22 protein-coding genes and 1 tRNA gene are annotated in these 21,333 nt (G+C 41.7%); 9 read left to right on the top strand and 14 right to left on the bottom strand.

What is annotated here, in order from left to right; genetic code table 11:
- Window positions 1-38 precede the first annotated feature (38 nt).
- The 3 genes from FKX92_RS07445 (at window position 39) to FKX92_RS07435 (ending at window position 1,670) form a co-directional block, all read left to right on the top strand.
- On the top strand, window positions 39-686 hold the full coding sequence (locus tag FKX92_RS07445; RefSeq protein ID WP_002916133.1) for a metal-dependent transcriptional regulator: 648 nt from the start codon (window positions 39-41) through the stop codon (window positions 684-686).
- A gap of 104 nt (window positions 687-790) precedes the next feature.
- Window positions 791-1,252, top strand: a complete 462-nt coding sequence (locus FKX92_RS07440; RefSeq protein ID WP_149565960.1) for a MarR family winged helix-turn-helix transcriptional regulator — start codon at window positions 791-793, stop codon at window positions 1,250-1,252.
- The gene (locus FKX92_RS07435; protein WP_149565959.1) at window positions 1,245-1,670 is read left to right on the top strand and encodes an EVE domain-containing protein; all 426 of its coding nucleotides are present in this window, start codon (window positions 1,245-1,247) and stop codon (window positions 1,668-1,670) included. Before FKX92_RS07440 ends, FKX92_RS07435 begins: the two co-directional genes overlap by 8 nt.
- A gap of 44 nt (window positions 1,671-1,714) precedes the next feature.
- Here the strand turns inward: FKX92_RS07435 and FKX92_RS07430 are convergent, their stop codons facing one another.
- Complete coding sequence (locus FKX92_RS07430) at window positions 1,715-2,329, bottom strand: CPBP family intramembrane glutamic endopeptidase (RefSeq protein WP_149565958.1); 615 nt, start codon at window positions 2,327-2,329, stop codon at window positions 1,715-1,717.
- Window positions 2,330-2,800: 471 nt separating this feature from the next.
- On the opposite strand from FKX92_RS07430, the gene FKX92_RS07420 reads away from it, so the two are divergent.
- Complete coding sequence (locus FKX92_RS07420) at window positions 2,801-3,598, top strand: nucleotidyltransferase domain-containing protein (protein ID WP_125341171.1); 798 nt, start codon at window positions 2,801-2,803, stop codon at window positions 3,596-3,598.
- A 92-nt stretch (window positions 3,599-3,690) separates the two neighbouring features.
- Here FKX92_RS07420 and dtd read toward each other — a convergent pair whose 3' ends face one another.
- From dtd to FKX92_RS12175, 3 genes are all read right to left on the bottom strand, one after another.
- Window positions 3,691-4,134 (bottom strand): D-aminoacyl-tRNA deacylase, encoded by a 444-nt coding sequence (gene dtd / locus FKX92_RS07415; RefSeq protein WP_149565957.1) that lies wholly within the window; start codon window positions 4,132-4,134, stop codon window positions 3,691-3,693.
- Between the two features lie 56 nt (window positions 4,135-4,190).
- Window positions 4,191-6,410, bottom strand: a complete 2,220-nt coding sequence (locus FKX92_RS07410; RefSeq protein WP_049543311.1) for a RelA/SpoT family protein — start codon at window positions 6,408-6,410, stop codon at window positions 4,191-4,193.
- Between the two features lie 84 nt (window positions 6,411-6,494).
- Window positions 6,495-6,623, bottom strand: a complete 129-nt coding sequence (locus tag FKX92_RS12175; protein WP_260468515.1) for a hypothetical protein — start codon at window positions 6,621-6,623, stop codon at window positions 6,495-6,497.
- 313 nt (window positions 6,624-6,936) lie between these two features.
- Between FKX92_RS12175 and FKX92_RS07405 the strand changes: the two genes are divergently transcribed.
- A complete protein-coding gene (locus FKX92_RS07405; RefSeq protein ID WP_149565956.1) occupies window positions 6,937-9,348 on the top strand; it encodes a bifunctional 2',3'-cyclic-nucleotide 2'-phosphodiesterase/3'-nucleotidase in 2,412 nt (803 codons plus the stop codon).
- 40 nt (window positions 9,349-9,388) lie between these two features.
- On the opposite strand, the gene FKX92_RS07400 is transcribed toward FKX92_RS07405, so the two are convergent.
- The 5 genes from FKX92_RS07400 to FKX92_RS07380 form a co-directional block, all read right to left on the bottom strand.
- Window positions 9,389-10,141: a 16S rRNA (uracil(1498)-N(3))-methyltransferase gene (locus FKX92_RS07400; protein ID WP_002910796.1), complete on the bottom strand. Its 753-nt coding sequence runs from the start codon at window positions 10,139-10,141 to the stop codon at window positions 9,389-9,391.
- Window positions 10,142-11,095, bottom strand: coding sequence for a 50S ribosomal protein L11 methyltransferase (gene prmA / locus FKX92_RS07395; protein WP_032912652.1), 954 nt, complete (start codon window positions 11,093-11,095; stop codon window positions 10,142-10,144).
- Between the two features lie 144 nt (window positions 11,096-11,239).
- Complete coding sequence (locus FKX92_RS07390) at window positions 11,240-11,710, bottom strand: GNAT family N-acetyltransferase (RefSeq protein ID WP_002910799.1); 471 nt, start codon at window positions 11,708-11,710, stop codon at window positions 11,240-11,242.
- Window positions 11,707-12,159, bottom strand: a complete 453-nt coding sequence (locus FKX92_RS07385; RefSeq protein ID WP_002910800.1) for an NUDIX hydrolase — start codon at window positions 12,157-12,159, stop codon at window positions 11,707-11,709. Before FKX92_RS07385 ends, FKX92_RS07390 begins: the two co-directional genes overlap by 4 nt.
- Window positions 12,160-12,168: 9 nt before the next feature.
- Window positions 12,169-12,639, bottom strand: coding sequence for a DUF3013 family protein (locus FKX92_RS07380; RefSeq protein ID WP_149565955.1), 471 nt, complete (start codon window positions 12,637-12,639; stop codon window positions 12,169-12,171).
- A gap of 87 nt (window positions 12,640-12,726) precedes the next feature.
- On the opposite strand from FKX92_RS07380, the gene FKX92_RS07375 reads away from it, so the two are divergent.
- Complete coding sequence (locus FKX92_RS07375) at window positions 12,727-13,995, top strand: replication-associated recombination protein A (protein WP_149565954.1); 1,269 nt, start codon at window positions 12,727-12,729, stop codon at window positions 13,993-13,995.
- Between the two features lie 265 nt (window positions 13,996-14,260).
- Window positions 14,261-14,333: transfer RNA gene (locus tag FKX92_RS07370), tRNA-Lys, on the top strand.
- Between the two features lie 86 nt (window positions 14,334-14,419).
- On the opposite strand, the gene FKX92_RS07365 is transcribed toward FKX92_RS07370, so the two are convergent.
- From FKX92_RS07365 to FKX92_RS07350, 4 genes are read right to left on the bottom strand one after another with little or no spacing between them, the layout of a single operon-like run.
- Window positions 14,420-15,559 (bottom strand): site-specific integrase, encoded by a 1,140-nt coding sequence (locus FKX92_RS07365; protein ID WP_009659642.1) that lies wholly within the window; start codon window positions 15,557-15,559, stop codon window positions 14,420-14,422.
- A 1-nt stretch (window position 15,560) separates the two neighbouring features.
- Window positions 15,561-15,749: a DUF3173 domain-containing protein gene (locus FKX92_RS07360; protein WP_000369785.1), complete on the bottom strand. Its 189-nt coding sequence runs from the start codon at window positions 15,747-15,749 to the stop codon at window positions 15,561-15,563.
- Window positions 15,750-15,760: 11 nt separating this feature from the next.
- A complete protein-coding gene (locus FKX92_RS07355) occupies window positions 15,761-16,738 on the bottom strand; it encodes a replication initiation protein (protein WP_045504389.1) in 978 nt (325 codons plus the stop codon).
- A 45-nt stretch (window positions 16,739-16,783) separates the two neighbouring features.
- Window positions 16,784-16,966: a hypothetical protein gene (locus FKX92_RS07350; protein WP_080551212.1), complete on the bottom strand. Its 183-nt coding sequence runs from the start codon at window positions 16,964-16,966 to the stop codon at window positions 16,784-16,786.
- Window positions 16,967-17,173: 207 nt separating this feature from the next.
- On the opposite strand from FKX92_RS07350, the gene FKX92_RS07345 reads away from it, so the two are divergent.
- Window positions 17,174-17,683 carry a helix-turn-helix domain-containing protein gene (locus FKX92_RS07345; RefSeq protein WP_111724137.1) on the top strand — a complete coding sequence of 170 codons (510 nt, stop codon included), beginning with the start codon at window positions 17,174-17,176 and terminating at the stop codon, window positions 17,681-17,683.
- Window positions 17,684-17,998: 315 nt separating this feature from the next.
- Window positions 17,999-19,009, top strand: a complete 1,011-nt coding sequence (locus tag FKX92_RS07340; protein ID WP_111724138.1) for a YeiH family protein — start codon at window positions 17,999-18,001, stop codon at window positions 19,007-19,009.
- Between the two features lie 553 nt (window positions 19,010-19,562).
- Here FKX92_RS07340 and FKX92_RS07335 read toward each other — a convergent pair.
- Window positions 19,563-21,071 (bottom strand): PIN-like domain-containing protein, encoded by a 1,509-nt coding sequence (locus FKX92_RS07335; RefSeq protein WP_149565953.1) that lies wholly within the window; start codon window positions 21,069-21,071, stop codon window positions 19,563-19,565.
- Window positions 21,072-21,333 lie beyond the last annotated feature (262 nt).

Here is a 21,333-nt window from a genome sequence, read left to right as displayed (position 1 = left end):
TGTTATACTAATGATAGAAAGTTCAGCGAGGATGCAAGATGACCCCAAATAAAGAAGACTATCTCAAGTGTATCTATGAGATTGGCAGCCGCCACAAAAAAATCACCAATAAAGAAATCGCCCAGCTCATGCAGGTTTCACCTCCAGCTGTGACGGAAATGATGAAAAAAATGCTGGCGGAAGAACTTCTGGTCAAGGATAAAAAAGCCGGCTACCTGCTGACTGATTTGGGGCTAAGGCTAGTTTCCGACCTCTATCGCAAGCACCGGCTGATTGAGGTCTTTCTGGTCAACCATCTCGGCTACTCGACTGATGAAATCCATGAGGAAGCCGAAGTCCTAGAGCACACTGTTTCTGAGCGTTTCGTTGAGCGTCTGGATGCCATGCTCCAGTACCCCAAGACCTGTCCTCACGGAGGCACCATCCCATCCAAGGGAGAGCTTCTGGACGAAGAAAACCAACTGACTCTGGAAGAGGCTTCTGCCCCTGGTGACTATATCATCAAACGCGTACACGATGACTTTGACTTGCTCAAATACTTGGAAAAATACAACCTGCAAATCGGCCAAACCATCACCTTCATCCAATACGATTCTTTCGCTCAGGCTTATCTCCTCAAGACAGAAACCCAAGAAATCCAAATCAATCCTATGATTGCCCAGCAGATTTATGTGGAAAAACTATAAACAGAACCCAGTTCGGACTTTTTAGTCTAAACTGGGTTTTTATTGACAAAAATAAGATGTCAGAATATAATAAGTGTACTTATAAAAATCTAGAGGGGAAGCTAATGGAAAAATCGCAGTTTAACTCCATCTACAAGGATGAATACAAAAAATCAACCGGTCTGCTCTTTATCCGTACCTACCACAAGTGGCATGGGCTGATAAAAAACAAACTGAGAACGATTGATTTGACCCATCCTCAGTTTGTCGTTCTGACCACTCTTGCAGCGCTTCTGCGTCAGCAAGAATGGGTGAGTCAGACTGATATTGCCCGATTTTCTGACATGGATGTTATGACCGTATCCCAAATCATCCGCCTCTTGGTCAAGAAAGGTTTGATCATGCGGGAAGTCCATCCCAAGGACAGCCGCGCCAACATCATACTTCTAACGGATACGGGGCTGCAAAAGGTCAACCAAGCCCTTCCTCTAGTAGAAGGTATTGATCAGGCATTCTTTGGAAAATTAGAAAATAAAACAGAAATATTGAATCAACTCTTAATGGAACTGGAGGCAGAAAATGACTAGATTTTGGATTGGTGTCGTATCAAAAGAACATGTACTAAGAGGTGTAGAAGGTGGATTTTGCCAAGTTTGCCATGGAAAGAAAGCACCATTGAACCGAATGAAAAAGGGGGACTATCTTCTGTACTACAGCCCCAAGTATCAGCTGAATGGTCAGGAAAAGCTGCAGGCCTTTACAGCAGTTGGCAAGATTCTAGATGACACTGCTTACCAAGTAGAGATGTTTGAAGGCTTTGTCCCATTTCGGCGAGATGTCAGCTACTACCAGCCTGTCAAAGACTGCCCCATTGAGCAAGTCCGACAGCATCCTCAGTGGCGCCAATATGCTTCTCAGATAAGATACGGACATTTCGAAGTTTCACAAGACTTCTTCCTTTATGTTTTTGAGCAAATGAAACTGGACAACCCTGCAAATCAGTAGAAGCAGCTTCGTTTGACTTACACCTAAACCTTGCTCACCTGTCATCAAATCAGCATAAAAGCCGATAAACTACCCACAACTACATTTGCTAGGGCATGCATAATCCAGCTGGCTAAAATGGAGCCATCGGATTTCTTTTCATTGACAAAGCCCATATAGGCCGCAATGCCACCCGTACACAAAATGATGAGCAGGGTTTGCTGCCAAGAGAGCACTGTTATAAACATTAAGCCATGGAGCAGACCAAAAATAGCAGCTTGTATGGTGTTGGCTACTGCAAAGGGTAAGCGGCTAGCCATTCTCTTTAAAAGAAAACCTCTGAATAGCAGTTCTTCTGGCAGAGCAGTTTGAAAAATACCATAAATCAGAACAGCCGGCAAGGCTTGGAAGCCAAGGCCTGAGAAAATCGAAGTCGCTGTATCCAGATTTTTTACAGCAGGATATACTAGCAAAAACGAAAGAAGCAAGAAAGATAGCGAACCCAACAAAATCCACAGCCAGATCTTCCGGCCGCCAGTGTCTTTGGGGGCTTTTAAGCCAAGCCATTCTAAAAATGGACTTTTTCTTCTAGCCCTTATCAACCACCAAACAAAAGGAAGCAAAGCAAACAAAACGATTTGAATCAGAGCATCCAGCATCTGTTGAACTAGATTTTCCATGATAAGAGACTCCTTTCTTTTCTTTAATATGATTATACAAGACAAACTTCAAGAATTTATAAAGTAATTCTAAAATATTTCTAAAGAATGAAAGAAATTATAAACATAAACAAATCAAGGATTATCGCCACTTCCACTTGCCTACTATGCTTCTCATTTTTGGACTAAATGATGCCAAAAAACTCTTTAAAGATCTATCTCAAAATCTAAGAAAAGTTGCAGATAAAAATAAGGCAATAAGTTAAAGGAGGAAAAAACCTAAAATTTTATAACACAAAGTCAAATTTTCAGCCTATCTATCCTAGATGATTTTCTTTTTAGTCAAATACTTCCAGCTCCTGCTCATCCACTTCATCTCCCTCGGAGTCTCAATTTTTCAAGCTCAGTACCATGCCAAAAGCTGTTTTTTTCCTTCTTGCCAACCCGCTTACATTTTGCTACAATGATGTCAAAAATCAGTAAGGAAAAATTATGCCACAACAACTTTTTAAAGAATTTGCCCAGCTAGATCAAGTGGAAGCTATTGTTCTCGGTGGCTCTCGTGCGGGAAAGCATTTTGACAAAGACTCAGACTATGATGTTTATATCTACTTAACAGATTCTATTGCTCCCCTGACTCGACGCGATATCCTCAGCAAGTACTGCTCCTACATGGAAATTGGCAATCAGTTTTGGGAACTAGAGGATGACTGTGTGTTAAAGAACAAGATCGAAATTGAGCTCATTTACCGTACACTGGATAGCTTTGATAAAGATCTGCAGACTGTCGTCCTAGATCACCAAGCTCAGAATGCCTATACTACCTGTATGTGGCACAATCTGCTTCACAGCAAAATCATCTACGACCGAAATGGTCGCTACGAGACACTTCAGAACAAGTACAGACTACCTTATCCAGCTGAGCTGAAAAAGAATATTATTAAGAAGCAGCTCCTCTTACTCGATCAAGCCATGCCAGCTTTCTCCAAACAAATAGAAAAAGCGCTCAAGCGTCAGGACTTGCTCAGCATCAATCACCGCAGCAGTGAATTTTTTGCTTCCTATTTTGACTTGCTCTTCGCTCTAAACGAACAGACGCACCCTGGAGAAAAGAGAATGCTGGAGTTTGCAAAAACAAACTGCTCGCTATTGCCTCAGCATTTCGAAGAAAATATACAGACCTATTTTCAAAAACTCTACACTGAGCCCGCTGAAGCCATAAAGCTTATCAATCAGCTAGTGACGACCATCAAAGAAGTCATTCCTCAAGAAATTATTGGCGATTTTTAGTAATGTTGTCGGAAACTATCTATTCATTGCTACAGAAGCAAAAAAATTAGGAGTTTGAACACTAGTGTTCAAACTCCTTTTCATGCTTTTTATCAGCGATTCTTTGTATCCAAGATAATAGTCACTGGACCATCATTGATTAGTTCTACCTGCATGTCTGCCCCAAAAATCCCCGTCCGAGTTGCCACCTCCTGCTGCAAGGCAAGATTAAAGGCATCATAAAAATTGCTAGCCATCTCTGGCGGAGCAGCCTTGACAAAGGCTGGCCGATTACCTTTTTTGGTATCTGCATGCAGAGTGAACTGGGAAATCGACAAAATCTCTCCGCCAATGTCCTTGATAGACAGGTTCATTTTACCCTCAGCATCGGAAAAAATCCGCATATTGACAATCTTCCTGACTGCATAATCCATATCCTCCTGACTATCGTCAGGACCTACGCCTACTAGGAGCAGGAGACCTTGTCCAATACTGCTGTGCAGCTGCTGGTCAATGCTGACCTGAGCACGTTTTACGCGCTGAATCACTATTTTCATATCTTTTCCTTTGATTTAACGGTAACTTACAGCTTGATAATGATTTCCGAAAAGAATCAGCCGTTAGTCCGCTTGACTGAGTAGACTTCCGGCACGCTCTTGATCTTATCCACCACTGTCGTCAGCATAGACAGATTAGCAATACCAAAAGAAACATGGATATTAGCAAATTTCATATCCTTGGTCGGTTGAGCATTAACTGTTGAAATGTTTTTGGTGGTATTAGACAGAACCTGCAACACATCGTTGAGGAGGCCAGACCGGTTGAGACCGTAAATATCAATGTGAGCCGTGTACTCTTTGGTCGTGTTGTTGTCTTCCCATTCCACATCAATCAGCCGCTGCTCGTAATTTTCCTGGGCCTTGAGATTCATGCAGTCCTGCCGGTGAATGGCTACACCGCGCCCTTTGGTAATATAGCCGACAATATCATCACCCGGCACAGGATTACAGCACTTGGCAATCCGGATGAGGAGACCAGACGCCCCCTGAATAACCACACCGCCTTCGTGCTTAACCTTGAGGGTGTCTTTTTTGTTTTCGACCTTGACCTCACCGCCCTTGACCAATTCCTCCGCTTCTGCTCTGGCCTTGGCCCGTTCTTCCTCACGGCGCTCTTTTTCTGTCAGGCGGTTGAAAATACTAATGGCACCAATCTCACCGAAGCCAATGGCTGCAAAAAGCGCTTCTTCGGTCTTGTAGCTAGTCTTTTGCAGGACTTCTTCCATGTGCTTCTTGTCCATGTACTTATTAGCTACATAGCCATGCTCCTGAAATTGAGCCTGCAAGAGCTCCCGCCCTTTGGAGATAGACAGCTCCTTGTCTTGATTTTTAAAGAACTGACGGATTTTATTTCTAGCCTTGCTGGTCTTGACAATATTGAGCCAGTCACGGCTCGGTCCGAAGGAGTTAGCGTTGGTGATGATTTCCACCTGATCACCTGTTCTAAGCTTGGTTGTCAGAGGAACCATCCGACCATTGACCTTGGCTCCTGTGGCTTTCTCACCGACCTTAGTGTGGATTTCATAGGCAAAGTCAATGGGACCCGAGTCCTTAGGCAGAGAACGCACTGCTCCATCCGGTGTGAAGACGTAAATTTCCTCAGCTAGATAGCTCTCCTTAACTGAGTCAACGAAGTCCTTGGCGTCGTTAGACTGGTCCTGTAGCTCCATCAGTTCTTTGATCCAGTTCATCCCGATGGCTGATTCTCTGCTGTCTACCTGTCCCTTGACACCTTTCTTGTAAGCCCAATGAGCCGCAACCCCATACTCAGCGACCTCATGCATTTCCTTGGTCCGAATCTGAAACTCAATCGGACCTTTGGGTCCATAAACGGTCGTATGGATAGACTGGTAACCATTGGCCTTCCGGTTGGCAATATAATCCTTGAACCGCCCCGGCATCGGCCGCCAAAGCTCATGAATGTAGCCCAGCATGGCATAGACATCACTCTGGGTATCTAAGATACAGCGAATGGCGATTAAATCATAAATCTCATCAAAGCGCTTCTTCTTGTCCTGCATCTTACGATAGATCGAGTAGATATGCTTGGGCCGGCCATAAATCTTACCGTGCAGATTGCGCTCGCCAGCATAGGTCTCAATCTTCTGAACTACCTCTTCTACCAGAGCTTCACGCTCCCGACGCTTCTCCTTCATCATGTGGGAAATTTTGTAAAATTCCACTTCATTAAGATAACGGAAGGACAAATCTTCTAGTTCCCACTTGACACTGGAAATCCCCAGGCGGTGAGCCAAGGGTGCGTAGATTTCCATTGTTTCTCGGGAAATCCGCTCCTGCTTATCCTTGCGCAGATGCTTGAGCGTCCGCATATTGTGGAGACGGTCTGCCAGCTTGACCAAAATAACCCGGATATCCTCCGACATGGCCATCAGCATCTTACGGTGATTTTCTGCCAGCTGCTCCTCGTGGGATTTGTACTTGACCTTACCCAGCTTGGTAACGCCATCGACAATCACGCGCACATCAGTACCAAACTCTCTTTCCAAATCATCCAGCGTCGCACGGGTATCCTCAACCACATCATGCAGAAAGCCGCAGGCAACCGTTACCGCATCTAGCTTAAGCGTGGCCAAAATCCCTGCCACCTGAATAGGATGCACAATATAAGGCTCACCTGACCTGCGAAACTGCCCACTGTGACAGTCAATCGCATAGATCAAAGCTTTCTGTATAAAGGCCACATCCTCCGCAGCCAGATATTTTCTCGTAAGGGCCAATACCTGATCGCCCGTCAAATTCACTTCTTTTGGCATCTCGTCTCTCCAATTCCTGCCTACTATTTTATCACTTTTAGCCCAATATGAAAACCTAGAAGACGGTTCATATAAAAACCCGCCTTAAACGGGCGGGTTGTGGTGAAGAAAGTGATGAACTTCTTCCTTGATAAATTGACAATAAGCGTAGACAAGGTAGCAAGTAGATGCCACACCTAAAAGGGCGACAAACAACTCAAATAAGGCAGACATAGTCATGGCGAACCTCCTCTCCTTATCAGGCAAAAAATGCAGATACGCTTCTCAGCTTAGGCAGTCTGATTTTTTCCGTTTTATTTTCCTTTCCGACTTACCCAAGTGAGCTCATCACTATTATACCAAAATACGAAAACGGATACAATAGCGGTAGATCTTTGAGCATTCAGTTTTAGTGTATATTCTCATATTTGTAACTTATGAAGCTTCCAGTCAATTCTATAAGTTTTTATTTATGAACTTCTCTTGATGAGAGCGCTTTAATATAGTATAATATAAGTCTGAAATTCATTTTAACAAAGGAGATATTATGTCTAAATCATCCCTTCAAAAAACGGTTGTGCTTTTAAGTACAGCAGCACTTGCGGCAACTGTAAATGCTGTTCAGGCTGATGAGAATACTCCAGCAGTCACTGCTAATCCTGCTCCAGTAGAAAGCAGCGCAGCGGAAACAAAACCAACGACTGCTGCAAGTCCTACTGAAGCTACTGCGACAAAAGAGAGCACGGATCCTAGCTCTGCTATTTCCCCAGAAAATGCCAGTGGAAATACTGATGCTCTGATGGCTATGGCTCGAAATGTAGGGGCTACTGAGGATACTAAGCCCGTGGAGGGACAGACTGTCGATGTTCGTATCTTGGCAACGACCGACCTCCATACCAACTTGGTCAACTACGACTACTATCAGGACAAGCCGGTGGAGACCTTGGGACTGGCTAAGACTGCCGTGCTGATCGAGAAGGCCAAGAAAGAAAATCCAAACGTCCTTTTGGTAGACAATGGCGATACCATCCAAGGAACGCCGCTGGGAACCTATAAGGCCATTGTGGATCCTGTGGAGAAAGGCGAGCAGCACCCTATGTACGCTGCTCTGCAAGCTCTGGGCTTTGAAGCTGGTACGCTAGGAAACCATGAGTTCAACTACGGTCTGGACTATCTGAACCGTGTGATTGAGACAGCAGGCATGCCTCTTGTCAATGCCAATGTGCTGGATCCAGCGACTGGTAAATTCATCTATCAGCCTTACAAAATCATCGAAAAGACCTTTACAGATACACAAGGTCGCTTGACGACTGTCAAGATTGGTGTGACCGGGATTGTACCGCCGCAGATTCTCAACTGGGATAAGGCAAACCTAGAAGGAAAAGTGGTCGTTCGCGATTCTGTTGAGGCTATTCGAGATATTATTCCTGAGATGCGCAAGGCCGGTGCAGACATCACTTTGGTGCTTTCTCACTCTGGTATCGGAGATGACAAGTATGAAAAAGGCGAGGAAAATGAAGGCTATCAAATCGCCAGCCTGCCAGGTGTGGATGCTGTTGTAACGGGCCACTCTCACGCAGAATTTCCAAGCGGAAATGGAACTGGATTCTACGAAAAATACCCTGGCGTAGACGGTGTCAACGGTAAAATCAACGGCACTCCAGTAACCATGGCTGGAAAATACGGCGACCATCTGGGCGTCATTGACCTCAAGCTGAACTATACCGACGGCAAATGGAAAGTCACTGACAGCAAAGGCTCTATCCGCAAGGTAGATACCAAGTCTAATGTAGCAGATCAGCGCGTCGTTGATATTGCTAAAGAATCCCACCAAGGAACTATCAACTATGTCCGCCAGCAAGTCGGCACCACGACTGCACCAATCACTAGTTACTTCGCTCTGGTCAAAGACGATCCATCCGTGCAAATCGTCAACAATGCTCAGCTTTGGTATGCTAAGCAAGAGCTTGCTGGCACGCCTGAAGCCAATCTTCCTATCCTGTCTGCAGCAGCTCCTTTCAAGGCAGGAACTCGCGGAGATGCAACGGCCTACACAGACATTCCAGCTGGTCCTATTGCCATCAAGAACGTAGCAGACCTCTATCTCTATGATAATGTGACTGCTATCCTCAAAGTCAACGGTGCCCAGCTCAAAGAATGGTTGGAAATGTCAGCTGGCCAGTTCAATACCATTGACCCTAACAATAGCCAACCGCAAAATCTGGTCAATACTGACTACCGGACTTATAACTTTGATGTTATCGACGGTGTTACCTATGAGTTTGACATTACCCAGCCGAACAAATACGACCGCGAAGGCAAACTGGCCAACCCAAATGCCAGCCGGGTCCGTAATCTAAAATACCAAGGCAAAGAGATTGACCCCAATCAGGAATTTATCGTCGTGACCAACAACTACCGGTCTAACGGCAACTTCCCTGGTGTTCGAGAAGCCAGCCTCAATCGTCTCCTCAATCTGGAAAACCGCCAAGCTATCATCAACTATATCTTGGCTGTCAAAAATATCAATCCAAGTGCAGATCAGAACTGGCATTTCGCTGATACCATCAAGGGACTGGACCTGCGCTTCCTGACAGCTGATAAGGCCAAGAACTTGATTGGTACTGACGGAGATATCGTCTATCTAGCGGCATCAGCCCAAGAAGGATTCGGCGAATACAAATTCGTCTACGTCGCACCGAAAACTGAAGCGGTTCCTATTGAGCAACCAAGCTCTCCGACTATCGCAGTCGAAGCAACCAACCTGCAGCATAGCAAAGTAGACTTCCCTGTCTTGACTGCTGTTGACCCTAGCACGAACAAGCAAGCGTCCCACAGACAGGCAGGAGCAGAAAGGCTCCCAGCGACTGGAGAAAAGACGTCCTCTCTCGGACTCTTGGGACTTGTCATGACTGGACTTGCAGGAATCTTCGCCTTCAAAAAACGAGAAAGACAATAATTAAAAAATCAGCAGCTATTTTGGCTGCTGATTTTACTTTTTAAAGACTGTCCTTGCTCAATTCCAACAAAACACTGACTGCGGTCAAGGCATAAAGCGGAGCGGTTTCAGCTCGCAGGATACGTGGACCTAGACCAGCGGAGACAGCCCCTGCTTGGCGAAAGGCTGCTATTTCATCTGGCGAGAGACCGCCCTCCGGTCCGAAGATAAAGAGCACTTTTGCGCCGGCTGCCAAGCCCGACAGAGCTCGGACTAGAACTGTAGATTCTCCTTCTTTGGCCGATTCTTCATAGGCCACGATGATGCGGTCAAAGTCTGTCAAGGCTGCCAGAAAGTCTGCCTTTTTATCAAAGAACCGAATCTCAGGAATCAGATTGCGCTTGCTCTGCTCTGCTGCTCCCTGAGCAATTTTCTCTAGCTTTTCACTCTTTTTAGCTAGCTTTTTGCCATCCCACTTGGCCACCGACCAGTCCGCTGGGAAAGCCCAGATAGCACTGGCTCCTAGCTCCGTTACCTTCTGGGTGATAAACTCTAACTTATCCCCCTTGGGAAAACCTGAAGCAATGATCACTTGAACCGGCAGCTCGGTATTGTCTGCTAGCTCTTCCAAGATTTCCAAACTCTGCTGACTGGGGTCTAGCACCCGAGCCAGTCGTTTCACGCCATCATCAAAGACCAGTGTGACTTGGTCGCCCTCTTTGAGCCGCATGACTGAAAACATATGTTTGGCCGTGTCCTTATCCGTAACCACCAGAGGGGACTGAGGATTTCCTTTTATAAAATACTGCTGCATCTAACCACCTATCACGCCTGAAATGTCCTGCGTTTTCTTAAAGACACAGGCATTCCATTCGCCCTGAATCATATGCGTTTCCAAGAAAAATCCTGCCGTTTCTGCTGACTCGCGCACCATTTCCCACTTCTCAGAAATAATCCCACTCATAATCAGATAACCCTCATCCTTGACCAGATGGTAGGCATCCTCTGTCAGATGGATGAGAATATCGGCCAAGATGTTGGCAACAATGACATCCGCCTCGATTTCTACGCCTCGGAGAAGATCACCCGGTGCCACATGGATGTTCTCCATACCTGGATTGAGCTCGATATTTTCCTGCGCCACGCGCACTGCTACCTCATCTAAATCATAGGCGTAGATGTCCTTGGCCCCCAAGAGTGAGCTAGCAATAGAGAGAACTCCGCTGCCTGTACCCACATCCAACACCGTTTCTCCGCCTCGCAAGACCTGCTCCAGCGCAAAGAGGCTCATCTTGGTCGTCGGATGAGTGCCTGTACCAAAGGCCATACCGGGATCCAGCTTGATAATCTTCTCACCAGCTGTTCCCTCATAGTCCGTCCAGGACGGCACAATAGTCAAGTCATGGGTGATCCGAGCCGGCTCAAAGTACTTCTTCCAGTTATCCGCCCAGTCTTCCTCAGCCAGTTCCTGCCGAGTCAGCTGAATATCTCCCGTCTCCAATCCGAAACCATCCAGCTCAGCCAGTCGCTCATTGGCCTGGGCCGCAACAGCCTCTATATCCACAGAATCCGGATAGTAGCCAGTAATCTTGATTCGCTCGCTCTGCTCAACTTCTGGAAAAAGCTCACCATAGTGGTCAACCTGCCCCAGATAATCTGCGCTGTCATCGATAGCCACACCCTGACTGCCCAGTTCAATCAGAATATTCGAGGCCGCCTCCTCCGCCTCACACTTCACTTCAATCGTTAATTCCTGCCAAGTATCCATCATTAAAATACCAAGCCCGTAAAACACAAAGCCAAAATAGGAAATTCTCTGACGACGCTTGCGTATAAGAGAACTTTATCTTTTTTGACACAGTGTTTAGGGCGGGTTCAGTTTAGAAATTTAACTGAACAATCCTTTCTTTGTTTATTTCATTGTCTTCGTCATGTAAACCATATCCATGCCTTCTTTTTCGGGCTCAATATGGGTCTGATGATAGCCGTTTTTCTCATAAAAAGCGACCATGCCTTTATCTTGGAAAACCGTACACAAATCCCATTGCGTAATGGTGGAGAATGCCTCCTCAATCAGACCGAGCCCCTCAGAACCATATCCTTTGTTCTGATACTGTGGCAAAATCGCTACTGTTCCAATCCAGCCTGCTGTCTGTTCGTCATTTGTATTCAATCGAATAAAGCCCAGAATCTTCTCGCCGTCTTTGACAAAATAATAAAAACTATTGGGCCGCTCAACCAGTTTCCAGCGAATCCGCTCACGCTCCTCCAGATAGGGGTCGTATTGATCCTGATATTTCTCATAAACGGCCTTAAAACTCGCTCGCTGAATAGCAATAATGGTCTCTAAATCCTCAGCTCCTGCCCGCTCAATATAAATCATGATCGCACCTCCAAATAATCGCTCAACCTGCTCTGCAGCTGCGGAATAACCTTGTCATCAGATAAAAACTGGCTCACATCCATCATTTGATAAGCCTGCCCCTCATCGCCAAAGGCAATACTGGCAAAATCTTCCTGAGTGATGGTTCCCACCATAAAAATAGAAGTTTTGTCAGGATCAAGCATTCCTTGATATTCCTTAGCCCAGACAATGGCAGCTTCTTCAAGCTTCAAACCAAGCTCTTCAAAAACCTCTCGTTGGACGCATTCAAAAGGCGTCTCCTCACCCTCGCGGCCACCGCCCGGCAACTCCCACATATCGGGCCAAGGAATGGTTGAAATATCGTCTCGCAAGATAGTCAGTAGCTTATCATCACAGATCAAGGCGATCTTGCAGCCTGAAAATTCCATCTGTTTGTACAGCAAATCTAGTCCTTCTGCATTTTCCATAAGCGCCTCCTAGTACCTCGGATAAGGATAAAAGTCTGTCTCAGTCAAGTCAGCTCTGCCATTTTCAAAAGCCTCTGCATTCCAAGCCATCTCAAACTCTGCCGCCTCTGGATCTGCTAAGAAGTCCATGAGTGCATCGAGACCAGACTCAGCTGTTTGGGTTAGGAAATCCACGAAATAAGCTAGAAACTCCCGTGACAGTCCCTTCTTAGGCTCATAGGGCAGGGTAGCCAGATAGTCCTCTGCATCAAAACGAGACTTGGTCGGATTGTAGAAAAGTACGGCTTCCTCAAAGTAAATATCCTCAGCCGAGATATTGCCCTCAGCATCAACCGTCTCAATACCGCCTGGATTTTGAACCTCAAGGAGAAAGGCCACTTCCACTGCGTGATTCTTCTTGTCCCAGTTTATTTCATAATCAAAAGGAAAGCTCTTCCCCATTTCCTCGTCCAATATCTCCAAAAAACCGTACTTAGCCATGATTTCCTCTTTTCATTGTGATAAAATATTACTATCTACAATAGTAACACAAAAAGCTAAGAAAAACACTTGCAGAAAGGAAATCTTATGCCAGAAAACCTCGCCCTGCGCATGAGGCCGACCGACATTGATCAGATCATCGGCCAGCAACATCTGGTCGGACCTGGGAAAATCATCCGTCGCATGGTTGAAGCCAGCCGCCTGTCCTCAATGATTCTCTACGGGCCACCCGGCATCGGCAAGACCTCTATCGCCTCGGCTATTGCCGGCACAACCAAGTTTGCCTTTCGGACCTTTAACGCCACCGTAGATAGCAAGAAGCGCCTGCAGGAGATTGCTGAAGAAGCGAAATTTTCCGGCGGTCTAGTTCTCCTGCTGGACGAGATTCACCGCTTGGACAAGACCAAGCAAGACTTCCTGCTGCCGCTATTAGAAAGCGGTCTGGTCATCATGATTGGAGCGACGACAGAAAATCCTTTCTTTTCTGTCACCCCTGCTATTCGAAGCCGGGTTCAGATATTTGAGCTAGAACCCCTCAGCAACGACGACATCCGGACAGCCATTCAGATAACCTTGACGGATAAGGAGCGAGGGTTTGATTTCCCAGTGGAGCTAGACGATGAGGCTCTGGCCTTCATCGCCATCTCTACCAATGGAGACCTACGCTCTGCCTATAACTCGCTGGACCTAGCCGTACTCTCTACCCCAGAAGATAGCAAGGGCATCCGTCATATCACACTTGATGTCATGGAAAACAGCCTGCAAAAGAGCTATATCACCATGGATAAGGACGGGGACGGCCATTACGATGTCCTCTCTGCCCTACAGAAGTCCATCCGTGGCTCTGATGTCAATGCCAGCCTCCACTACGCAGCTCGCCTCGTTGAGGCAGGAGATCTCCCTAGCCTAGCTAGACGATTGACCGTTATCGCTTACGAAGATATTGGCCTGGCAAATCCAGACGCTCAAGTCCATACCGTTACAGCTCTGGAAGCTGCCCAGCGGATTGGCTTTCCTGAAGCCCGTATCCTTATTGCCAATATTGTTATTGATCTGGCTCTATCGCCCAAGTCCAACTCAGCCTATCTGGCCATGGACAAGGCTTTAGCTGACCTAAGAAAGAATGGAAACCTCCCCATTCCCCGCCACTTACGAGACGGCCACTATGCCGGCAGCAAGGAATTGGGCAACGCACAGGACTATCTCTACCCTCACTCCTATCCTGGCAATTGGGTCAAGCAGGACTATCTGCCTGACAAGATAAAAGATGCCAATTACTTCACGCCTAATGAGAATGGCAAATACGAGCGAGCCCTTGGAATGACTAAGGATAAGATTGATGACTTAAAAAAATGATGACATCGTTTGCAAAAAATCACATTTTTCTCTTGAATTTTTCAAAATTTATGGTATTATAATTATAGAAACGCTGTGGTGTACGACTTCACACTTAAGTGTTGACCGACTATTTTTTGTATTATTAGGGAAACAAAAGACTTCTAACAGCATGCAAGCCGTGTCACGCGGAAGCAGCTTCAGTTAGAGCGAGTTGCCCACCTGCTTAATTGCGCGGGTTCAATACAAATCGTGAAGGTCCGGCACCAATACAGCTTTTTCTATTGCCTCCTTAGCTCAGCTGGCAGAGCAGCGGACTCTTAATCCGTGGGTCGCAGGTTCGATCCCTGCAGGGGGCATCTAAATTAACAGGAAGAAGCCTTGATTTACAAGGCTTTTTTGCTTGTCTATAACTGATTTGCCCCATCGTTTGCCCCACATTTTTTTATGAGCAATCTTTCCAAACATCTCTTATTTGATTAAATTCCTCAAAAATTTTCTCTTCTAAAGTGTGTCCATATACTTCTACTAACATTGAAATATCTCTATGCCCTAGAATTTTTGCAATAACTCCAAGGTCAAAACCTTTGTGCCAGAGGTAGCTTCCATAGGTATGACGTGCTCCTTTTGTCGTGATAATTGGATAAATATCTAATTCATTTAAAAGAACACTCAAAGCTTTATTGACACTTGCAATATCTGGTACCAAGTGAATATATCCATAATGCTGAAAAATCATTTTATACCTATTCTTGATTCCTAGCTCTTTATTAGCCTTCTCTTGTTCAATTTTTAGAAATTGTAATATCTTAATACATTCTTCGTCTATCGGTACCATCCGAATGGACGTTTTGTTTTTTGGAGGGACAAATTTATGAGAAAGGGTATTAAACCTCCTATATGTTTTTAGCAGTCCTCTGTCAAAGTCAACTTCATTCCAAGTTAACGCTATTAACTCTCCAAATCTCATGCCTGTTTTTAATAGAAAATAGACGATATAAGGAACAATTGAACGTTGGTAATCAAATTTTCTCTTTACTGCTAAAAGTAAATCCAGATAGTCCTTTTCGGTATGTAAATATTTCTCTTCCGTCATCTGTTGTTCTTTGGATGAAAATAACTCGACATGTTGTGTAAAATCATCTATTAGAACTTTGTCGGCAATTGCCATTTGGATGCTCTGATGAATCCCAGTATTCAATCTACCAAGAAAATTTCTACCAACTGTTTGCCCATACTTATTCATTATTCTTTGGTATTCACTCGCACGAATTTGAGTGACTTTTTTATTTCCAAATAATCTTTCAATTGTGTTTTTACGGAGAAGATATTTTTTCTTTGTCTCTTCCGACCTACTACTCGGTAGAATTTTTAATTCAAGCCATTCTTGATATAGATCTACAAGAGAAATATCTCTAGAAATTCTTTTTCCTAAACGAAGTTCTTGCAGAATCGGTTCAGCTTCTGACTCTGCAAGTTTTTTTGTTTTAAAACCGCTATTATGAACAACAGTTTTTCCTTCGTTACGAATTTCATAGGTCCATAAGTTACTATCTCCTCGCTTTCGGTAACGAACACTTGCCATATTACGCCACCTCTGTTCCTAGAATCTCATTTACAACACTTTTGGGAACAACCATCAAACGTTTGCGATTATAAAATGTATAGCCTCGTGATACAAGTAATTCTCTTGCCTGATGAATGATATCATTCGCTGTATGAGGGCGATAGCCCATTTCAATTAATTCTTTGTTACTAATTAAATTATTGTCCATAGTTATCCTCCTTATTTATTTCCTAAATTCAGAAACTCACCTACAAGTAGTTGTAATTCTGTATTTAATTTAGGGAGATTCTGTATTAATACTTCTTTTAATTCTTCCGCAAATTGGTTCGTTTCTTCTCTCAATAGTTTGCGGACTCTTGTTTTTTTCTTTTTGATGCTGTCTGATTTTAAATTTGGAAAAGCCAATGACAACAGTTCAGGATTGTTGAGAAAGATAATTGTAAATGCTCTTTGCTCCACTCGAATATGTTCTAGCTTATAAAATCCGAAATTATCGAGTCGATTCATAATATCTTGGACCATCTCCTCTCCAATTGCTTTGGTTCTGAGTTGGAACTCTAGTCTCCACCAAAACGGATTTACACCCAAATCTAGCTTCTCTTCGCGCTTGTGAGCAATAATTTCTTTGTTCTTATCATATAACCTAACTTGTACATTACTACCGCTAGAACCCCAATATTTCGTCTCTAATTCGCCCCCTCGACCATAGAAGACCTTATGGGTAACACCACCTTTAATATGTTGTAAATTAACGATTTCAGGCCTGTTGAAAATGTCAAATGCCAAATCAAAACGAGACAAACGTACCGTCAATGAATTCAATCTGGCAAAGTACATTAATTGCCTCCATACTTTCATTCCATCAAATTCTTTTAAAGTGTTAGGATTGAAATCAATCCGAATCAATTGTTCACCTCCATAAGTGGATAATTGAAAAAATATAATATTGATAGAATCATACTCATTAAAAACTTTAGCTAAAGTAAAGACATCATCTCGAACATTATCATATATTTCAAATGAATCAACTCTTGTACTTATTGCCTGTTTCAGATTTTTGAAAATCCGTCTTAGGGAATCAGTATCTGTATCCCAGATAACCGTTAGTCTATCAATACTGACATCTAACCTCTGTACTAATTCTCCTATTTCACATCGTTCTTGAATGCTTCTTAAATCTTGTATAGAAACCAACAAAATTGTCCCCCTTTCTTTTAGATTTTTTAGGACTCAGAAACACCGTCAAATCAACGTTTGCTCGTTCCGTCGTTCTTTGGACGTTGTCCTAAGTGTCCCTTTTTGCTGGCTGTTAGAATAGCCAGCTTTTGCTTGGCTAGAAATTGTCTGGACGGCAGTCCGCAGGACTTCGCCTGACTTCCCGTCAGGCTCGTCCCTTGTCCTTGTCCACACAATTTCTAGCTCCAAGGCTTCGAATAGTCATAAGTCATAGTCTCGTCTTCAACTTCCTCCTCACTCACTATTCCTAAACATATGAGCTATTTTGTATCATTTATAACTTATTTATAAGTTATAAATATATTTTATAAAAAATATTTAGGATAGTCAACTAAAAACTTGATTTGTAAGTTTATAGGTGATAAAATAAGTTAAAAATAAAAACAGGAGTTTCCCATGACCTTTATTATTCAAAATTTTGGACCCAATTTGGCACGACTACGCATAGAAAAAGGAGTAAGTCAAACTCAACTAGCTGAAGACTTAGGAATTGGTAAACAGTCCATCTCTGATTATGAAAAACAAAAAAGCTATCCTACCTTTGCAAATTTAGATAAGATAGCAGAATATTTTAATGCAACTCCAACTCAACTTTTTGGAACGAGTAAGGAGATTGAATTAGAAAAGAGTGTTCTTGAATCGAATGAATACTCTGATAAAGTAAGTGAGATCTTAAAGGCTGTCAAATACATCGAACATTTTCTACAAACTGATGGACAGTACTTAGAGGATTTACTTTACCTAACAAGAGGCAACCAGCTATACACAGAAGATGGAGATGTGTTGTATATTGATCCAACTTCTCAGAAAAGAACATTTCATAACCAATATGAACCTGGTTTTATTGTAGCAAGAGATAAATCCCCACTAGAACTCTTAATTGAAAATAAGGACCTATTAGATTAAAAAAAGCGAGGATATGTACTGATCCCAAAAGTTAGATTTTTTCTGTCTAACTTTTGGGGTGCAGTACATTTTCAACTCTCTTATTTATTTTCTTATATCACATAATTACTTCACATATCCAGGCTCATCAAATTTATTTTTTTCAATAACATATGCCACATTTGCATCCTTATTGATCAAAGAACATATATCTATTAAACTACAAAAGCTCTCTGACCGCAAAATTCCGTTAATTTACAACCTTATTCCTACTTTCTATTTTACTTTTCTGACAGATAAGATTATAATAAGGAGTATTTATTTTCGGAGGTTTTTATGTCATTTCTATCAAAAAATTGGGCAGGACTGTTAGTCTGTCTGATCATTTCTATCATCTCTTGGGTTTTAGGAGGCTTTCTGCCTGTTGTGGGAGCACCTGTTTTCGCCATTTTTATCGGAATGATTCTCTACCCCTTTCTCACTCCCTATAAACAACTGGATGCTGGTTTGACTTATAGCTCCAAAAAATTGCTTCAGTATGCTGTTATCTTGCTTGGATTTGGACTCAATATTTCTCAAGTTTTCGCAGTTGGAAAATCTTCCCTCCCTGTTATCCTTTCGACCATTTCTATCGCTTTAATTATTGCTTTCTTTTTCCAACGATTTTTTAACCTTGATACAAAGCTAGCTACCTTGATTGGAGTTGGATCTTCTATCTGTGGCGGTTCTGCCATTGCAGCGACTGCTCCTGTTATTCACGCCAAGGAAAAAGAAGTGGCCCAAGCCATTTCTGTTATCTTTTTCTTCAATGTCTTGGCAGCTCTTATCTTTCCAACTCTAGGTTCTTGGCTCCATCTTTCCAACGAAGGTTTTGCTCTCTTTGCGGGTACTGCGGTCAACGATACGTCTTCTGTAACAGCCACAGCTAGCGCCTGGGATAGCCTTTACCAAAGCAATACTCTCGAGTCTGCCACTATTGTCAAACTGACCCGTACTCTAGCTATTATCCCTATCACTCTCTTCCTCTCCTATTGGCAAAGCCGTCAACAAGGAAACAACCAAGGAGTAAAGCTTAAAAAAATCTTCCCCGTTTTCATTCTCTACTTCATCCTAGCTTCTCTGCTAACTACTCTTCTCACATCTTTCGGTGTCAGCAATGGCTTCTTTTCACCTCTCAAACAACTCTCCAAATTCCTCATCATCATGGCTATGAGTGCTATTGGTCTCAAAACCAACCTCATTGCTATGATCAAATCCAGTGGAAAATCCATTCTTCTTGGAGCCCTTTGCTGGATTGCTATCATCCTGACTAGCCTTGGCATGCAATTACTCATCGGTATTTTCTAAGAAAAAAGGGAGCCTAAAGGCTACCTCAGAACGTAGACAAACGTCATTTTTGGCGTTTGTCTTTTTGTATGTTCAAAGATATTTTATCTTATCATCTACTATTCCATCCAAAAATCTAATTTAAAGCAAAATAAAAAGGGATATTCCCTATCCATTTCACTAATTTTTTCATTAATTTGTTTTTCCATTTTATCCTCCGATTAGTCTCGCACTGATATTTATTGATAACAACACTATATTTCTAGTATAGCATAATCGTTAGATATTATAGGTTTTCAAACCAAATGAGAGTCATTCGTTTTTGCCCCACTTTTGCCCCATTTTTAAATCATGACATTGGAGATACCTAAAAGTACTTCCCTAAAATCACTTATATTTCAATATTTTTAATTACTCTCAATATGAAAATCCTTTCCAAATCCATGCAGGGGGCACTAAAAAATCATGACCATCCTTCTGACGGGTGGTTTATTTGTATCGTATCTTACGAAATCAGACAGATTGAAAATTACATAACGAGAAGAGGATTCCAGATTTAGGAATCCTCTTTTGGTTAAAACACTTCAAAAATTGAGTTATTCAAAAACATAATCTTAATATTATCTTCATTAATTGATTTTTTAAAATTATATTTAAATTCTTCATCAATATCATTCGAAACTACTATTAGACATTTAGTTGCAACTTTTCCAGTATCTCTAAAATACTTTTCAGCATAATTATTTAAGATTTGTAACTTTTTATTAAGTTTTAACCTGTCAATGTACTTCAAAATGCTAATTTCAAATATAATATCTTTTCGATTTGGATTTTTACTAACAGCAAGAATATCAATTACATAATCAAAATTTGGTTTTAGATTTGTATATACATCATAGTCATCAACTAATAATTTTTTTAATAAATCTGTTACCTTTTCTTCAATTTCTATCGCACTACTGTTATATTCTGAATTTATATCATTTATTATTTCAGGATTCAAATTATACTTTTTTATATCTTCTATATTAGCTACAAAACTAGAAAAATCATCTATTTTACTAAATATCTTATTACCACTTTCTGAGTCTAGTAAGTCGCGTGTTATATCTTCTCTCGATACTTCCCCACTGTCAAATTTTGAAACAAAATCAGAATTTGATAGATGTCTAATAGTTGCTTTTCCAGTATAATTAATAAATTCTAATATCATTTGAGGATAAAATGAATTATTAAGAGTTTTATCTATCCAATCTCCCTTCTTTTTATCATCACTTACAATAATAAAATAATTTTTATCTGATATTTTTGCATAGTCCAAGGTTTCCAGCCATAAAAATATATCCCCATAATTAGCTGGAATTATTTTTCCGTTCCAAATTCTATTTCCTTTTGATAAATCTTCATCGGATATCCCAGGAAATTGTTTTTCTTTTATCCTTATTTCTATTTTTTCAGTATATTCTTTTAACTTTTCCTCGCTATATTCGTCTCCAACTATAATTTGATTGCTTTCTATCATATTATTTATGATTTGTAGATGTTCTTTTATTTGAGGGATATAATTGTCAAAAACCTTAAAATTTTCATGTTGTGATTTTTTCCATTCATCAATGTTTTCATCTAATAACCTATTTATCAATTCTAAACTACTAACAAATTGTTTATTCTTCTTTAAATTGGATAAGATTTTATCTTTTTCATCTTGTAATAACTCTTTACCTAGACTATTGTCACTGTTTAAAATTTTTTTCTTAAAAATACTATCTATCTTGTCCTCAATATCTTTATCGTCAAGGCATATACTATGATTATCATCTAGTTCCGTTAGCATTGCTTTTGTTTGCTTTAAAAAAGTTTCTGTCCGAAAAATGACCCTTTGGAAATTATGTAAAAATTCTATCCATACAATAAAAGGTAAAAATATATTATTCGCATTCTTCTTTAAAGCATTAATATATTTTTTTGAATAATTTGGAGACTTTAAAGAATTTAGTAAAAAATTTGTATCTAAAATATAGATTATATCATCCTCATCAATTTTATCGTTTAATATATTTGTTAAAAGATTTTTACTCATCATTCATCCCTCTTAAACTTCTAAATGATTTTTGAATACATCCAATAAAAGTAGTGTCACTAAAATTTATCATTATAAGTAGTGTTCTCACTGTAATTATTTTGATTATTCCTTTACTTTATTATACCTTATATTAGTACTCAACAGCACATTATAATATATATTTAATTTCGCTTTTTTCAACTCAATCATCTCCTTAAATTCAAAGTAGATTTTCCACACAAAAATCCCCTTCCTTTAGGCACAAGAAAGGAGGGAGTATTGC

Source organism: Streptococcus sanguinis (assembly GCF_008329445.1).
Taxonomy (GTDB): domain Bacteria; phylum Bacillota; class Bacilli; order Lactobacillales; family Streptococcaceae; genus Streptococcus; species Streptococcus sanguinis_O.
The sequence above is the reverse complement of the archived record's forward strand: the minus strand, read 5'-3'. Positions and strand labels throughout refer to the sequence as shown.

What these genes read in the sequence shown, in the direction of transcription:
- FKX92_RS07445 (WP_002916133.1), top strand. Translation starts at nt 39, where the DNA reads ATGACCCCAAATAAAGAAGACTATCTCAAGTGTATCTATGAGATTGGC.
- FKX92_RS07440 (WP_149565960.1), top strand. Translation starts at nt 791, where the DNA reads ATGGAAAAATCGCAGTTTAACTCCATCTACAAGGATGAATACAAAAAA.
- FKX92_RS07435 (WP_149565959.1), top strand. Translation starts at nt 1,245, where the DNA reads ATGACTAGATTTTGGATTGGTGTCGTATCAAAAGAACATGTACTAAGA.
- FKX92_RS07430 (WP_149565958.1), bottom strand. Translation starts at nt 2,329, where the DNA reads ATGGAAAATCTAGTTCAACAGATGCTGGATGCTCTGATTCAAATCGTT.
- FKX92_RS07420 (WP_125341171.1), top strand. Translation starts at nt 2,801, where the DNA reads ATGCCACAACAACTTTTTAAAGAATTTGCCCAGCTAGATCAAGTGGAA.
- dtd (WP_149565957.1), bottom strand. Translation starts at nt 4,134, where the DNA reads ATGAAAATAGTGATTCAGCGCGTAAAACGTGCTCAGGTCAGCATTGAC.
- FKX92_RS07410 (WP_049543311.1), bottom strand. Translation starts at nt 6,410, where the DNA reads ATGCCAAAAGAAGTGAATTTGACGGGCGATCAGGTATTGGCCCTTACG.
- FKX92_RS12175 (WP_260468515.1), bottom strand. Translation starts at nt 6,623, where the DNA reads ATGTCTGCCTTATTTGAGTTGTTTGTCGCCCTTTTAGGTGTGGCATCT.
- FKX92_RS07405 (WP_149565956.1), top strand. Translation starts at nt 6,937, where the DNA reads ATGTCTAAATCATCCCTTCAAAAAACGGTTGTGCTTTTAAGTACAGCA.
- FKX92_RS07400 (WP_002910796.1), bottom strand. Translation starts at nt 10,141, where the DNA reads ATGCAGCAGTATTTTATAAAAGGAAATCCTCAGTCCCCTCTGGTGGTT.
- prmA (WP_032912652.1), bottom strand. Translation starts at nt 11,095, where the DNA reads ATGGATACTTGGCAGGAATTAACGATTGAAGTGAAGTGTGAGGCGGAG.
- FKX92_RS07390 (WP_002910799.1), bottom strand. Translation starts at nt 11,710, where the DNA reads ATGATTTATATTGAGCGGGCAGGAGCTGAGGATTTAGAGACCATTATT.
- FKX92_RS07385 (WP_002910800.1), bottom strand. Translation starts at nt 12,159, where the DNA reads ATGGAAAATGCAGAAGGACTAGATTTGCTGTACAAACAGATGGAATTT.
- FKX92_RS07380 (WP_149565955.1), bottom strand. Translation starts at nt 12,639, where the DNA reads ATGGCTAAGTACGGTTTTTTGGAGATATTGGACGAGGAAATGGGGAAG.
- FKX92_RS07375 (WP_149565954.1), top strand. Translation starts at nt 12,727, where the DNA reads ATGCCAGAAAACCTCGCCCTGCGCATGAGGCCGACCGACATTGATCAG.
- FKX92_RS07365 (WP_009659642.1), bottom strand. Translation starts at nt 15,559, where the DNA reads ATGGCAAGTGTTCGTTACCGAAAGCGAGGAGATAGTAACTTATGGACC.
- FKX92_RS07360 (WP_000369785.1), bottom strand. Translation starts at nt 15,749, where the DNA reads ATGGACAATAATTTAATTAGTAACAAAGAATTAATTGAAATGGGCTAT.
- FKX92_RS07345 (WP_111724137.1), top strand. Translation starts at nt 17,174, where the DNA reads ATGACCTTTATTATTCAAAATTTTGGACCCAATTTGGCACGACTACGC.
- FKX92_RS07340 (WP_111724138.1), top strand. Translation starts at nt 17,999, where the DNA reads ATGTCATTTCTATCAAAAAATTGGGCAGGACTGTTAGTCTGTCTGATC.
- FKX92_RS07335 (WP_149565953.1), bottom strand. Translation starts at nt 21,071, where the DNA reads ATGATGAGTAAAAATCTTTTAACAAATATATTAAACGATAAAATTGAT.